Annotated in this window: 10 protein-coding genes and 8 tRNA genes; 4 read left to right on the top strand and 14 right to left on the bottom strand. The window is 63.5% G+C overall.

Annotation, left to right across the window (positions count from 1 at the left end):
* Positions 1-125 precede the first annotated feature (125 nt).
* Both rlmB and rnr read right to left on the bottom strand, forming a co-directional pair.
* On the bottom strand, positions 126-983 hold the full coding sequence (gene rlmB, locus U5L98_RS15550; RefSeq protein ID WP_322559215.1) for a 23S rRNA (guanosine(2251)-2'-O)-methyltransferase RlmB: 858 nt from the start codon (positions 981-983) through the stop codon (positions 126-128).
* Entirely contained in the window at positions 983-3,385 is a 2,403-nt protein-coding gene (rnr, locus tag U5L98_RS15555; RefSeq protein ID WP_322559216.1) for a ribonuclease R, read from the bottom strand. The genes rlmB and rnr overlap by 1 nt, the downstream gene beginning before the upstream one ends.
* 235 nt (positions 3,386-3,620) lie before the next feature.
* Here rnr and U5L98_RS15560 point away from each other — a divergent pair.
* The 3 genes from U5L98_RS15560 to U5L98_RS15570 all read left to right on the top strand — a co-directional run bounded on the left by U5L98_RS15560 (position 3,621) and on the right by U5L98_RS15570 (position 3,999).
* A tRNA-Leu gene (locus U5L98_RS15560) sits at positions 3,621-3,707 on the top strand.
* A 77-nt stretch (positions 3,708-3,784) separates the two neighbouring features.
* A tRNA-Leu gene (locus U5L98_RS15565) sits at positions 3,785-3,871 on the top strand.
* A gap of 41 nt (positions 3,872-3,912) precedes the next feature.
* Positions 3,913-3,999, top strand: a tRNA-Leu gene (locus U5L98_RS15570).
* 80 nt (positions 4,000-4,079) lie between these two features.
* Here the strand turns inward: U5L98_RS15570 and U5L98_RS15575 are convergent.
* The 3 genes from U5L98_RS15575 to U5L98_RS15585 form a co-directional block, all read right to left on the bottom strand.
* On the bottom strand, positions 4,080-4,946 hold the full coding sequence (locus tag U5L98_RS15575; RefSeq protein ID WP_322559217.1) for a DNA/RNA non-specific endonuclease: 867 nt from the start codon (positions 4,944-4,946) through the stop codon (positions 4,080-4,082).
* Between the two features lie 43 nt (positions 4,947-4,989).
* Positions 4,990-5,265 (bottom strand): Lrp/AsnC family transcriptional regulator, encoded by a 276-nt coding sequence (locus tag U5L98_RS15580; protein WP_151443155.1) that lies wholly within the window; start codon positions 5,263-5,265, stop codon positions 4,990-4,992.
* Between the two features lie 112 nt (positions 5,266-5,377).
* Entirely contained in the window at positions 5,378-5,848 is a 471-nt protein-coding gene (locus U5L98_RS15585) for a methylated-DNA--[protein]-cysteine S-methyltransferase (protein WP_322559218.1), read from the bottom strand.
* Between the two features lie 218 nt (positions 5,849-6,066).
* Here U5L98_RS15585 and U5L98_RS15590 point away from each other — a divergent pair, with 218 nt between their 5' ends.
* A complete protein-coding gene (locus U5L98_RS15590; RefSeq protein ID WP_322559219.1) occupies positions 6,067-6,381 on the top strand; it encodes a high-potential iron-sulfur protein in 315 nt (104 codons plus the stop codon).
* Positions 6,382-6,458: 77 nt separating this feature from the next.
* Here U5L98_RS15590 and U5L98_RS15595 read toward each other — a convergent pair whose 3' ends face one another.
* The 9 genes from U5L98_RS15595 to U5L98_RS15635 form a co-directional block, all read right to left on the bottom strand.
* The gene (locus U5L98_RS15595) at positions 6,459-8,009 is read right to left on the bottom strand and encodes a SpoVR family protein (protein ID WP_322559220.1); all 1,551 of its coding nucleotides are present in this window, start codon (positions 8,007-8,009) and stop codon (positions 6,459-6,461) included.
* 30 nt (positions 8,010-8,039) lie between these two features.
* Positions 8,040-9,326, bottom strand: coding sequence for a YeaH/YhbH family protein (locus U5L98_RS15600; RefSeq protein WP_322559221.1), 1,287 nt, complete (start codon positions 9,324-9,326; stop codon positions 8,040-8,042).
* A gap of 15 nt (positions 9,327-9,341) precedes the next feature.
* Positions 9,342-11,264: a PrkA family serine protein kinase gene (locus tag U5L98_RS15605; RefSeq protein ID WP_322559222.1), complete on the bottom strand. Its 1,923-nt coding sequence runs from the start codon at positions 11,262-11,264 to the stop codon at positions 9,342-9,344.
* Positions 11,265-11,529: 265 nt separating this feature from the next.
* Complete coding sequence (locus U5L98_RS15610) at positions 11,530-13,542, bottom strand: NADPH-dependent 2,4-dienoyl-CoA reductase (protein ID WP_322559223.1); 2,013 nt, start codon at positions 13,540-13,542, stop codon at positions 11,530-11,532.
* Positions 13,543-13,718: 176 nt separating this feature from the next.
* Positions 13,719-13,795: transfer RNA gene (locus tag U5L98_RS15615), tRNA-Asp, on the bottom strand.
* Between the two features lie 3 nt (positions 13,796-13,798).
* Positions 13,799-13,875, bottom strand: a tRNA-Val gene (locus U5L98_RS15620).
* Positions 13,876-13,913: 38 nt separating this feature from the next.
* Positions 13,914-13,990, bottom strand: a tRNA-Asp gene (locus U5L98_RS15625).
* Between the two features lie 28 nt (positions 13,991-14,018).
* Positions 14,019-14,095: transfer RNA gene (locus tag U5L98_RS15630), tRNA-Asp, on the bottom strand.
* A gap of 46 nt (positions 14,096-14,141) precedes the next feature.
* Positions 14,142-14,217 (bottom strand) — tRNA-Val (locus tag U5L98_RS15635).
* Between the last annotated feature and the right edge of the window lie 42 nt (positions 14,218-14,259).

Below are 14,259 nucleotides of genomic sequence, written 5' to 3' on the forward strand. Positions count from 1 at the left end.
GGTTTGGCAGCTTCCTCAGTGGCGATCTCGAATCGCTCAGGGGAAGCAAGGAGTGATTGTCAGAAGACAGAAAGGCCCTCTTGCAAGACGAGAGGGCGCAAGCATTTTAATGATATGCGGCCCGACTAGCAAGTCACAGAAGCGTTGCGCTGACGTGCCGCCTCGAACAGGCAGATACCGGTGGCCACCGAGACGTTGAGGCTGGAAACGCTGCCGGCCATGGGCAGCTTGACCAGGGAATCGCAGGCCTCGCGGGTGAGGCGACGCATTCCCTTGCCTTCGGCCCCCATCACCAGCGCCGCGGGGCCGGTGAAGTCGGCCTCGAAGAGGCTCGCCTCGGCCTCGCCGGCGGTGCCGGTGATCCAGACGCCGAGTTCCTTGAGCCTGGCCATGGCCCGGGCCAGGTTGGTGACCTGGTAGACCGGCATGCTCTCGGCGGCGCCGCAGGCCACCTTGCGCACCATAGCATTGAGCGGTGCCGCCTTGTCCTTGGGCACAATCACCCCGTGCACGCCCGCGGCATCGGCGCTTCGCAAGCAGGCACCGAAATTGTGCACGTCGGTGATGCCGTCGAGCACCAGCAGGAGCGGCGGCGGCGCATGGGGCCAGCCCTCCAGCCTCAACCACAGCGAGGTCTCGCCCTCGAAGGCGAGCGGCGTGGCAAAGGCGATGATGCCCTGGTGAGAGGCACCCTGGGCCAAGCGGTCGAGCTCGTCCCGAGGACGGGAGTGGAGGCGTGCGCCACCCTGGCGTGCCACCTCGGCCAACTCGGCCAGGCGCGTGCCGGCAGAGCCCTCCTGGACCCAGACTTCACGGGGCGCCTCGCCCCGGTCGAGCAGTGCCCGCACCGCATGCACGCCGAACACCGCCTCGAGCCCTCCAGGCGGTGCAGGTGCGCGAGGCGCCTTACCTCCGGCGTGTTTCTGGACCTTGCTTGCCTGCCCCGGCTTGGTGTCGTGCCGGGGCTTGCGACTTGCCGCCATCAGCTGCGTGCCTTCGAGCGACGCGGGCCACGACGACGCCTACCGCTCTTGCCCGACTTGTCGCCGGGCTTGCCACCCCCCGCCTCTGAGGGCTTGCTGCCACCGCCCTCGGCCGACTTGTTGCCACCGCGGCTCTTGCGCGGTTGGCGTTTGGGGCGTGGCTTGTCGTCGGCCAATTCGAAATCGATCTTGCGATCGTCCAGGTCGACGCGGGCCACCTGCACGGTGACACCGTCACCCAGGCGGTAGCTCATGCCGCTGCGCTCACCCTTGAGGCGATGCTTCTCGGGCTCGTAGTGGTAGTAGTCGGAGGGGAGCGAGGTGACATGCACCAACCCCTCCACGAACACCTCGTCGAGGCGCACGAAGATGCCGAACTGGGTCACCGACGCAATGCTGCCGTCGTAGACCTCGCCAAGCTTGTCGGACATGAACTCGCACTTGAGCCAGTCCTCCACGTCGCGGGTGGCATCGTCGGCACGCCGCTCGGTCATCGAGCAATGCTCGCCGAGCTCGAGCATCTGTTCGAAGGTGTAGGGGGCCCACTTGCTGGGGGGTTCCACACTGGCCCCCTCGGCACGCAGCACGGTATTGGTCTGGCGCGGACCACGAATCACCGAACGGATGGCGCGGTGGACCAGCAGGTCCGGATAACGCCGGATCGGCGAGGTGAAGTGCGCATAGGCCGGATACGCCAGGCCGAAATGGCCGTCGTTCTGCGGCGAATAGACCGCCCGACTCATGGAGCGCAACATCACCGTCTGGATGACGTCGGCATCATCGCGCCCCTTGATCGCCTCGGCCAGGTCGCGATAGTCCTGGGGGGTCGGGTCGTCGCCACCACCGAGCGACAGGCCCAGCTCGTTGAGAAACAGGCGTAGCTTGTCGAGACGTTCCGGCGAGGGCTTCTCATGGATGCGGTAGAGGGCCGGCAGGTCGTGCTTGTCGAGGAAGCGCGCCGTCGCCACGTTGGCCGCCAGCATGCACTCCTCGATGATCTTGTGGGCATCGTTGCGCGTGCGCGGGACGATCTTCTCGATCTTGCGCTCATCGTTGAAGACGATGGCCGTCTCAGTGGTCTCGAAGTCAATGGCCCCCCGCTCCACTCGGGCCTCCCGCAGCAATGTATACAGCGAGTGCAGATTCTTCAGCGACGGCACCAGTTCCCGGTACTGCTCGCGTAGGGCATCGCCCTCTTCACCCTGGTCATCGAGGATGGCCGACACCTTGTTGTAGGTGAGGCGCGCATGGGACTGGAACACCGCCTCGTAGAAACGATAGCGGCTGATCGCGCCACTCTGGGAGATGTTCATCTCGCAGACCAGCGCCAGCCGGTCGACGGCCGGGTTCAACGAGCAGAGCCCGTTGGAAAGCAGCTCCGGCAGCATCGGCACCACCTGGCCCGGGAAGTATACCGAGTTGCCGCGGGTAATCGCCTCCTGGTCCAGGGCACTGCCGGGACGCACGTAGTGTGAGACATCGGCGATGGCCACCAGCAGCTTCCAGCTGCCCGATTTGGTCTTCCAGGCACAGACGGCGTCGTCGAAATCCTTGGCGCTCTCGTCATCGATAGTCACCAGCGGAACGTCGCGCAGGTCGATGCGGTGAAGCTTGTCCTGCTCGGCTACCTCGGCGGACATGCCGGCGATCTGGTCGTGGACATCCGGCGGGAACTCGGCGGGAATCTCGTAGCTGCGGATGGCGATGTCGATCTCCATCCCGGGGTCCATGCGCTCGCCGAGCACCTCGACCACCTCACCCACCGGCTGCACCCGGGTCTCTGGCTGCTGGACGATCTTCGCCGAGATCACCTGGCCATCCTGGGCACCGCCACAGGCACTGTGGGGAATGATGACTTCCTGCGTAATGCGGGCGTTCTCGGGGATCAGCACCCCGAATTCCGGAGTATTCGCGCGGTATACCCCAACGATGGTCTGGGTGTTGCGCGCCAGCATCTCGACGATGGTGGCCTCGTCGCGACCCCGGCGATCACGGCCACTGACTCGCACCAGCACATGGTCGCCATGGAAGACGCGGCGCATCTGTCGCGGCGGCAGCACCAGGTCGGGCTTCTTGCCGTCATCACGCAGCAGGAAGCCGAAGCCATCGCGGTGCCCCAGCACCTTGCCCTTGATCAGGTCGAGCTTGTCGATCAGTGCGTAAGCGCCACGACGGTTGCGCAGCACCTGCCCATCGCGTTCCATCGCCGCCAGGCGCCGACGCACCGCTTCCTGGAGCTCCTCGTCCTCGAGGCCTAGCTGCTGGCTCATCGCTTCATGAGTGAGCGGCTTGCCGGCCTCCTCCAAACGGGCGAGCAGGTATTCACGGCTGGGAGCGGGCTTGTCGTACTTATGGGCTTCGCGTTTAGCGTGCGGATCGTCGCTGAGCGTCCAGTGGGTCATGCAGTAGGCATCCTTGGCGGCATCGGGAGCAGCGTGCTCGAAAGGGCGCGGGGACGACGTCCGGCGCGTGGCATCTGGCATTTCAGGTGTATTGTCATGTGTGCAGTATAGCGCCGGAGCCCGCATCACCCAACCGCGGCAGCGCAGGCTAAACAGGGAAGTCGACAAAAATCCGTCGCGCCGCAGCCAGATCCGCTTGCATCGGCGAACGAATCCGGTAGCATACGCCTCGCCTGCCCAGATGGCGGAATTGGTAGACGCGCTAGCTTCAGGTGCTAGTGTCCTTATGGACGTGGAGGTTCAAGTCCTCTTCTGGGCACCAACGGTATACCGTCGCACTCGAACGGGTACCAGGGAGTTTACTCCCACGCTCTTTGTCAGCTCGAATCGCTCGTGTTCGCCCAGGTGGCGGAATTGGTAGACGCGCTAGCTTCAGGTGCTAGTGTCCTTATGGACGTGGAGGTTCAAGTCCTCTCCTGGGCACCATCGCATACACGATGACCGCGAACACGACGACAGCATGATGCGCCCAGGTGGCGGAATTGGTAGACGCGCTAGCTTCAGGTGCTAGTATCCTTATGGATGTGGAGGTTCAAGTCCTCTCCTGGGCACCATTCGCGTCGTGCAGACGAGTCAACATTGCAGCCTCACAGGAAACCGCGAACATGGCGTCGCGGTTTTTTGTGTCCGCCGTTTAGAATCGGCCTGGCAACCTGGACACGGCCTCGAGCCCCCAGCCCGCGGTCTCTATCTCGGCCTCCAGTTCCACGGCAGCCGCTTCAGGGAGCTGCGGGAAGAAATCCAGGCCGGTAAGCGCCTCCACCTCATCGATGCTGACCAGGAAATCATCCAGCGGCTCGTCGCCCGTGACGCGCTGCGGCATGAGGAAGGCCAGGGCACGCGGCTCCTCACCCGGCACCACCAGGATCTTGTAGAAGGCCTCAGGCACCTCCACCAGGCCGACCCGGTTGAGCACATTGCTCCGGAACGGTGCCGGGAATACCGGGCCGGTGATCACCTGGAGGATACCTAAGCGTGGCACGAAGCGATCCATCACCACCTCTTCCAGGCGTTGCCATAGGCGCCGGTTGAGCTCGGGTCGCTGGGGCGACATATTGCTCATGTAGAAGGTGTCGAGCTGGGCATCGCGGCCATGGACCGCGGCGATCGCATAGTTGGGAGCGAGGTGCCCCCGGTCATAGCCGCTACCGAAGTAGCTATCCGGCGAGATCGGCCACAGGGTCCGCCAGTCGCGCTGGAACCCGGGGCGCGGCCCGGCGCTCGGGTCCTCGACCTCGTGCAGCAGATAGCTGACCCACAGCGCATTGACCCGCACGTCGGACCACCCCAACAGGAAGCCGTCGTTGCGCAGCACGCGATGAAAGCTCAGCGGGGAGAGCTCCTGCCAGGTAGTGACGCCCTGCCAGCTGAGTCCGTCGCGGAGTTCACGCTCCTGGAAATGCCAGAGCCCCGTAGCCACCACCACGAACAGTGCCGTGATGCCGAAGCGACGCACCCAGCGACGCCAGCGGCTGGCGATGCGCCTTCGTCTTGCTGCCATGCACGAACCTTCCCTGTCCCAACCTATTGAGAGCTGCGACTTCTCACCAGCCCAGGGAGAACATGGTCTCCAGATCGTGGCGGGAGTGGACCTGCATGGCATTGAGCGTCTCGGTGTCGCGAATGCCCTCGACGGCATTGAGCCGCCCGGTCACCAGCTCCGCCAGGCTCTCGAAATCACGGGTGCGCGCGATGGCCACCAGATCATAGCGGCCACAGGTGGAATAGACTTCGCTGATTCCCTCGATATCGGCCAACCGCTCGGCCACGGCCTTTACCTGGCCCTTCTCGGCATTGATCAGAATCACTGCGTTCTGCATCGGACGTCTCCCTGCTCCAGGCGCTTGCGCGCGTATCGTTCTACGGCCGACCCGGCGACCACAACAGCTGGCGCGAGTATAGCAGCGACATCGAGGGCGCTGAACCGAGGCGTCACTCCTGGCTGAGGCTCCCCTCCAGGACCAGCAGCCGGCGCTTGAGCTCAAGCCCGCCGCTGTAGCCTCCCATGCCGTCAGCGGCCACCAGGCGGTGGCAGGGAATCAGCAGCGGCAAGGGATTGGCGCCACTGGCCGCGCCGATGGCACGAGCGGCCCCTTCCCGACCCATTTGGCGGGCCAGCTGGCCATAGGTACGTGTCTCACCATAGGGAATCCTCAGCAGTGCCGACCACACTTGTCGCTGGAAGTCACTGCCCCCGGGGGCCAGGTCAAGGCTGAAGTGGCGCCTGCGGCCTGCGAAATAGCCGAGCAGCTGGTCACGCGCCTCACCAAGAGCTTCGTCGTCCCGGACCACCTCTCCCGGATCCGGCGTCTGCTCGGCCGCCAGCACTAACCTCTGCAGCCCGTCTGCGTCACCGCACAGCAGTATCTCGCCGATCGGCGAGGAAAATCGAGTGAACGCCATAGCCTACCTCCTTCTGGAACGGCAACGTTGCGGCGAAACGCCGCACACGCCTCGATCGGTTCGCGATGCCCCCATCAGTTTACTACTATAGGTAAAACGAACTCCGCAGGGATGCACCTGTCGGAAACAAGAAGTGGATTGACCACTCGCCAAGAAAAACGGGCATCGTGATTGCCCCACCGTGACCTCTAGACCCATAGTGATGACAAGGAGAGACCATGGCCGACCATAGCCGTCGTGATTTCATGCGCAACAGCCTGCTGGGCCTTGCCGCCCTACCCCTCGGTGCCGGCATCCTGTCGAAAAGTGCCTTCGCACAGGACCTGCCGCGGCTCGACCCGAGCGCCGACCAGGCCCAGGCCCTGAACTACGTCGAGAATGCCAGCGACGCCAGCGACCATCCGGCCTACGAGGAAGGCGAACGCTGCGACAACTGCATGTTCTACCAGGCCGATAGCCAAGGCTGTCAGCTCTTCCCGCAGAACAGCGTCGAACCCGGTGGCTGGTGCCAGTCCTGGACGGCCCAGGCCTGATCGACGCCAATTGGCCGAATGCAGGCTGGATAATACAAGACCCGCGCCATGGCGCGGGTCTTGTCGTTCGGACAGCATCAGTCGCGCCGTTCCTCCTCGGGTAAAGGCCAGTGATAACGGCGTGCCACCTCCTCACCCTGCACCGACTCCAGCCGCACCGGGAAGCCCCACAGCTGATAAAGGTGACGGATCACCGGGTAGACGCTACGCGCCAACGGGCGCCGGCTATCCTGGACGTGGCGCAGGGTCAGCGAACGATCGCCACGGATGTCCGCCGAGTAGACCTGGATATTGGGTTCACGTACCGCCAGGGCGTACTGGGTGGCGAGGGACTCGCGAATGCGCCGATAGCCGCGTTCATCATGTATCACCGCCACCTCCAGCATCTCCTCCTGGTCGTCGTCGACCACCATGAACAGCTTGAGGTCGCGAATCACCTTGGGCGACAGGTACTGCTGGATGAAGGATTCGTCCTTGAAGTTGCGCATGGCAAAATGCACGACTTCCAGCCAATCGCTTCCCGCGGTATCAGGGAACCACTCGCGATCCTCCTCGGTGGGCGCCTGACACATGCGCTTGATGTCGCTGAACATGGCGAAGCCCAGCGCGTAGGGGTTGATGCCACTGAAGTAGGGGCTGTCGAAGGCCGGCTGGTTGACCACCGCGGTATGTGACTGCAGGAACTCCAGTATCAGCCCTTCATCCACCAGGCCTTCATCGAAGAGCCGGTTCATCAGGGTGTAATGCCAGAAGGTCGCCCAGCCCTCGTTCATCACCTGGGTCTGACGCTGGGGATAGAAGTACTGGGCCATCTTGCGCACGATGCGCACCACCTCGCGCTGCCAGGGGGCTAGCAGGGGGGCATTCTTCTCGATGAAGTAGAGCAGGTTCTCCTGCGGCTCCGGGGGATAACGCCCGCCCTCGCGAAGGCCGAGCGGGTCCTCCTCGTCGTGGCCCCCTACCAGCACATCCGCCGGAGCCCGGCCGGGAATGGTCCGCCACAGCGTGTTGACCTGGGCCTGAAGATGCTCTTCGCGCTCCTTCTGCCGGCGCGCCTCCTCGGCAGCGGAAACAGGCGAGGGGCGCTTGTAGCGGTCGACGCCATAGTTCTGCAGGGCATGACAGGCGTCAAGCAGTTGCTCCACTGCGGCCACACCGTGGCGCTCCTCGCACTCGCTGATGTACTTCCGGGCGAATACGAGATAGTCGACGATGGACGAGGCATCCGTCCAGGTGCGGAACAGATAGTTGCCCTTGAAGAAGGAGTTGTGGCCATAGCAGGCGTGGGCCATGACCAGCACCTGCATCATCAGGGTGTTCTCCTCCATCAGGTAGGCGATGCAGGGGTCCGAGTTGATCACCAGTTCATAGGCCAGCCCCATCTGACCACGCCGATAGGCCTGCTCCACGGCCAGGAACTGCTTGCCGAAGGACCAGTGGTGGTAGCCCACCGGCATGCCCACGCTGGCGTAGGCATCCATCATCTGCTCGGTGGTGATGACCTCGATCTGATTGGGATAGGTATCCAGGCGATATTCATCCGCCAGGCGTGCGATCTCGTCCTCGAAGGCGTGGAGGATCTCGAAGCTCCAGTCGGAACCGGTAGCGATGGGCTTGCGTGGGGTCATGCTGCCTCCTCGGGCCGCCTGATCTGATGGTCAAGTGCTGGCAATGCGGCGCTTGAACAGCTCGCGAAAGACCGGATAGATGTCTCCCGCATCGACGATCTGGCGCATGGCGAATCGCTCGGCATATTCGGCTTCCACCCGCTCGTACTCCTCCCACAGCGCCTGGTGAGCGTGGGGGGTGATCTCCACGTAGGTGAAGTACTGCAGCCGTGGCATCAGCCGTTCGATGAGCAGGTCGCGACAGGTAATGGAATCGTCGTCCCAGTTGTCGCCATCCGAGGCCTGGGCCACATAGAGATTCCACTGCCCGGGGGGATAGCGAGCCTCGATTATCTCGTCGACCATCGTCAGGGCACTGGAAACGATGGTGCCGCCGGTCTCGCGGGAATAGAAGAACTCCTCCTCGTCGACCTCCTTGGCCGCGGTATGGTGGCGAACGAAGACCAGTTCGACCTTCTCGTAGTTACGCTCCAGGAAGAGATAGAGCAGCAGGAAAAAGCGCTTGGCGATGTCCTTGTGGGCCTGGGTCATGGATCCCGAAACGTCCATCACGCAAAACATCACCGCCTTGCTGGACGGCTGGGGCTGGTCGATAAGATTGTTGTAGCGCAGATCGTAAGTGTCGATGAAGGGTACTGCCTTGAGGCGCCTCTCCAGGCGCTCGATCTCCGCCTTGAGCTCGGCGATACGGGCGGGGTTGCGAAGCACCGGATCCTTGCGCTCCTCGTCGGTCAATGCCTGGGCGGCCTCGCGCAGCGCTCGGCGGATCGGCGCGCGCATGGCGATGCGTCGGGCCTGGGCCTCGCGCATGGAGCGCACGATGTTGATGCGCGCCGGCACGCCTTCCTTCGACACCCCGGCCCGCACCGGGCGCACCTCCTCGAGGTCCACCAGGGCCTTGCGTTCCAGATGCGGCAACTCCAGGCCGTCGAAGACGAAGTCGAGGAACTCCTCGCGACTCAGGGTAAAGGCGAACTCGTCCATGCCCTCGCCCTGGTTGGAAGCGCCACCCTCCCCGGCACCGTCGCCGCCACCCCCGCCGCCGGGACGGCGCAGCCGGTCCCCCTCGACAAACTCCTTGTTGCCCGGCGCGACGATGGCGCGCTTGCCCCCCGGGCCATGCTGGAAGACCGGCTCTGAGATATCCCGAGCAGGAATCGAGACCTTCTCGCCACGCTCCATGTCGGTGATCGAACGGCGATTCACCGCTTCCTCGACCGACCGCTTGATATGGGTGCGGTAACGATCGAGGAAGCGCTGGCGGTTGACCGCACTCTTGTGCTTGACATTGGCTCGGCGATCGATGAAATAGGTCATGTCGACCTCCTCGGCCTACTGCGACTTGCGAACCCGCAGGTACCACTCGGAGAGCAGGCGCACCTGCTTCTCGGTGTAGCCGCGATCGACCATGCGTGCCACGAAGTCCTCGTGCTTCTTCTGGTCCGCCGTCGAGGCCTTGGCGTTGAAGGAGATCACCGGGAGCAGCTCCTCGGTATTGGCGAACATCTTGTGCTCGATTACCCCCCGCAGCTTTTCGTAGGACTGCCAGCTGGGGTTCATCCCGTTGTTCTGAGCACGCGCCCGCAATACGAAGTTGACCACCTCGTGGCGGAAGTCCTTGGGGTTGGAGATGCCTGCCGGCTTCTCGATCTTCTCCAGCTCCTCGTTGAGAGCCTGACGGTCGAGGAACTCGCCGGTCTCGGGGTCCCGGTACTCCTGATCCTGGATCCAGAAGTCGGCGTAGGTGACGTAGCGGTCGAAGATGTTCTGGCCGTACTCGGAATAGGATTCGAGGTAGGCGGTCTGGATCTCCTTGCCGATGAAATCAACGTAGCGCGGAGCCAGGAACTCCTTGATGAAGCGCAGGTAGCGCTCGAAGGTCTCCCGAGGGAGCTGCTCCTGCTCCAGGCGCTGCTCGAGTACGTAGAGCAGGTGAACCGGGTTAGCCGCTACCTCGTGGTTATCGAAATTGAACACCTTGGAGAGGATCTTGAAGGCGAAGCGCGTCGAGAGCCCCTCCATGCCCTCGTCCACCCCGGCTGCGTCGCGATACTCCTGGATCGATTTGGCCTTGGGATCGGTGTCCTTGAGGTTCTCGCCGTCATAGACCCGCATCTTGGAGTAGATGCTCGAATTCTCTGGCTCCTTGAGCCGCGAGAGCACCGAGAACTGGGCCAGCATTCGCAGGGTATCCGGGGCACAGGGCGCCTCGGCCAACGAGGAATGCTCGAGGAGTTTCTTGTAGATGTTGATCTCTTCGGTAACGCGCAGGCAATAGGGCACCTTGACGATGTAGACCCGGTCGAGAAAGGCCTCGTTGTTGCGATTGTTGCGGAAGGTCTGCCATTCGCTTTCGTTGGAGTGGGCAAGCACCACGCCATCGAAGGGGATCGCGCCCATGCCCTCGGTGGGGTTGTAGTTGCCTTCCTGGGTCGCTGTCAGCAGCGGATGCAGCACCTTGATCGGCGCCTTGAACATCTCGACGAACTCCATCAGCCCCTGGTTGGCGCGGCACAACCCGCCGGAGAAGCTGTAGGCATCCGGGTCGTCCTGGGAATAGAGCTCGAGCTGGCGGATATCCACCTTGCCCACCAGCGATGAGATGTCCTGGTTGTTCTCGTCACCGGGCTCGGTCTTGGAGATGGCGATCTGGTTGAGCCGCGAGGGATAGAGACGCACCACCCGGAACTGAGAGATGTCGCCCCCGTATTCCTTGAGACGCTTGGCGGCCCAGGGCGACATCACGCTCTTGAGGTAGCGCTGGGGAATGTTGTACTCCTTCTCCAGCAGTTCGCCGTCTTCCTCCGGTGAGAACAGACCCAGCGGGGACTCGTAGACCGGTGAGTCCTTGATGGCGTAGAAGGGCACCTTTTCCATCAGCAGCTTGAGCCGCTCGGCCAAGGATGACTTGCCACCCCCCACCGGCCCCAGCAGGTAGAGAATCTGCTTGCGCTCCTCTAGCCCCTGGGCGGCATGACGGAAATAGGCGACGATCTGCTCGATCGCCTCCTCCATGCCGTAGAACTCGGCAAAGGCCGGATAGCGACGGATCACCTTGTTGGAAAAGATACGGGACAGCCGCGGATCCTTCGCGGTATCGATCACCTCAGGTTCTCCGATGGCCTCCAGCATCCGTTCGGCTGCCGTGGCATAGGCCACAGGCTCCTGGCGGCAGAGTTCCAGATACTCCTGCAGGCTCATCTCTTCCTGCTGGACGCGAGAGAAGCGGTTCTGCACATGATCGAAGATGCTCATCGATGCCTCCTGTATGCCCGGATCCCCGGCCACTCGACATGGCAATGACAGGCCGGGGTGGGGTCTCATCAGCGTAGACAGCATCAGCGGATAACGGCTTGCCTCACCAATCAACGCACCCGAGCCCTCACCTAGTAAGAGTTCGGCGGACGTCACTCGGTTCATAAGGAATTGCGAAGGATTAAACGGTGACACAACGCCGCCCCAACGGAGCAGGCTGGCGAGTGGTCAGCGCCAGATCGACGCAGGCGCCCAGCCAAGGACGTCAGAGCTCTGCAGCCACACGAGTTCCCTGTTCGATGGCCCGACGGGCATCCAGCTCAGCCGCCTCGTCGGCGCCGCCGATGACATGCACGGCCATGCCGGCCGCCTGAAGTGGAGCGAGCAGCTCCCGCACCGGCTCCTGGCCGGCACAGACCACGATGGTATCGACCTCGAGACAACAGGGTTCGCCGTCGATGCGGATATGCAACCCCTGGTCATCGATGCCGAGATACTCGCAGCCGACCAAGGTCTCGACCCCGCGATGCTTGAGCGAGGCCCGGTGTACCCAGCCGGTGGTTTTTCCAAGCCCCTTGCCGGGCTTGGTGGTCTTGCGCTGCAGCAGGGTGACCTGCCGAGGTGCCATAGGTCGCTGGGGCGCCTTGAGCCCACCACGATGCGTCACGCACAGGTCTACCCCCCACTCGTCGCACCAGGCGGTGATCGCCTGAGTGGTATGGCCAACGTGGGTCAGCAGCTCCGCCACATCGAAGCCGATGCCCCCTGCCCCGATAATCGCCACCCGCCTGCCGACCCGCTCGGGATGGGTGATCGCCGTCGGGTAGCCGATGACCTTCGGGTGGTCGATACCCGGCAACTCGAGCCGGCGCGGCCGCACCCCGGTGGCCAGCACCGCCACATCGAAATCGCGCAGGGCCTGCATGTCTGCCTCGGTCCCTAGCCGCAGCGTGACGCCCAGCCTGTCGAGCCTTGTTCGGTAGTAGCGCAGAGATTCCTCGAACTCCTCCTTGCCGGGTATCCGCCGCGCATGGTTGAACTGGCCACCCAGTTCGTTGCTACGCTCGAACAGGGTCACGGCATGGCCGCGCTCAGCAGCGGTGACCGCGGCCGCAAGGCCGGCGGGACCACCCCCTACCACCGCGATGGCCTTCGGTGCAGCGGCCGGGGCAACCACCAGCTCCGTCTCGTGACAGGCGCGCGGATTGACCAGACAGGAGGACACCCGCCCCTGGAAGATCTGGTCCAGGCACGCCTGGTTGCAGGCGATGCAGGTATTGATCTCCTCGCTGCGTCCTTCCGCCGCCTTGCTCACCCAGGCCGGATCGGCCAGGAAAGGGCGTGCCATGGAGACCATGTCGGCATGCCCCTCGGCGAGCACCCGCTCCGCCACGTCCGGCATGTTGATCCTGTTGGTGGTGATCAGAGGGACCGAGAGCTCGGCCCTCATCCGCCTGGTGACCTCGGTGAAGGCAGCCCGCGGCACGCTGGTGACGATGGTGGGGACGCGCGCCTCGTGCCAGCCGATGCCGGTATTGATCAGATCGGCGCCGGCGGCCTCGAGGGCGCGACCCAGGGTAACGACCTCCTCGAAGGTACTGCCTTCCTCCACCAGGTCGATCATCGACAGCCTGAAAATGAGCAGGAAATCGTCTCCCGCTGCCTCACGAATGCGCCTCACGATCTCTACCGGGAAGCGAATGCGATTCTCTAGACTGCCGCCCCAGGCATCACTGCGCCGGTTAGTACGGGGACAGATGAACTGGTTGATGAGATAGCCTTCCGACCCCATGACCTCGACGCCATCGTAGCCGGCCTCCCTGGCCAGTGTTGCGCAGCGCACGTAGGCCTCAATGCGCGGTTCGACCTCGTCACTGACGAGTTCGCGGGGTGTGAAGGGATTGATGGGCGCCTGAAGCGCCGAGGGCGCTACCAGCTCCGGCGTATAAGCGTAGCGCCCGGCATGCAGGATCTGCAGGCAGATGCGCCCGCCGGCCGCGTGAACGGTCTCGACCACACACCGATGATCCGCCACCTGCTCGGGCCGCTCGAGCGTCGCTGCCCCCTGGAAGACGGCGCCCTCGGGATGCGGCGCGATACCGCCGGTGACGATCAGCCCGACGCCTTCCCGAGCCCGCTCGGCGTAGAAGGCCGCCAGGCGCTCGAAACCGTCCGGGGCTTCCTCGAGGTTGGTGTGCATGGAGCCCATCAGCACACGGTTGGGCAGCGTCAGGTGGCCAACCTTCAGGGGTCGGAACAGTTGGGGATAAGCACTCACGGCAGGATCCTCACGGTCGGAACAGCGGGTTGTTCAAACAACTGTATGATAGTTGCGGCAGACGACGCAAAGGACCACGAACCCATGATAGCGGAGAGCACAACCGAAAAGCCTGGTAACCAACGAAACAACCCCGAGGCATGAAAGGCCTCGGGGTTGAAGAATTCGAGTGCAGATGGCGGACCGGACGGGACTCGAACCCGCGACCTCCGGCGTGACAGGCCGGCATTCTAACCGACTGAACTACCGGTCCGCGTGGTGGGTGATACCGGACTCGAACCAGTGACCCCCAGCATGTGAGGCTGGTGCTCTAACCAACTGAGCTAATCACCCACGCGTTACTGCAAACTTGCTGCTGTCGACTTCCATCATGGCGGACCGGACGGGACTCGAACCCGCGACCTCCGGCGTGACAGGCCGGCATTCTAACCAACTGAACTACCGGTCCGCAAGATGACCTGCGACTGGGAAGATGATGGCGGACCGGACGGGACTCGAACCCGCGACCTCCGGCGTGACAGGCCGGCATTCTAACCGACTGAACTACCGGTCCGCTGCTATCTTCCTTGCTGCTACATGATCGGGCATCACCGAAGCGATGGTGGGTGGTACAGGGTTCGAACCTGTGACCCCCAGCTTGTAAGGCTGGTGCTCTCCCAGCTGAGCTAACCACCCCCGGTCACGTGGCGCTGCATTCTACAGGGGCCCGGACCAATG

It is taken from the genome of Halomonas sp., assembly GCF_034520545.1.
In the GTDB taxonomy this organism is placed as follows: domain Bacteria; phylum Pseudomonadota; class Gammaproteobacteria; order Pseudomonadales; family Halomonadaceae; genus Halomonas.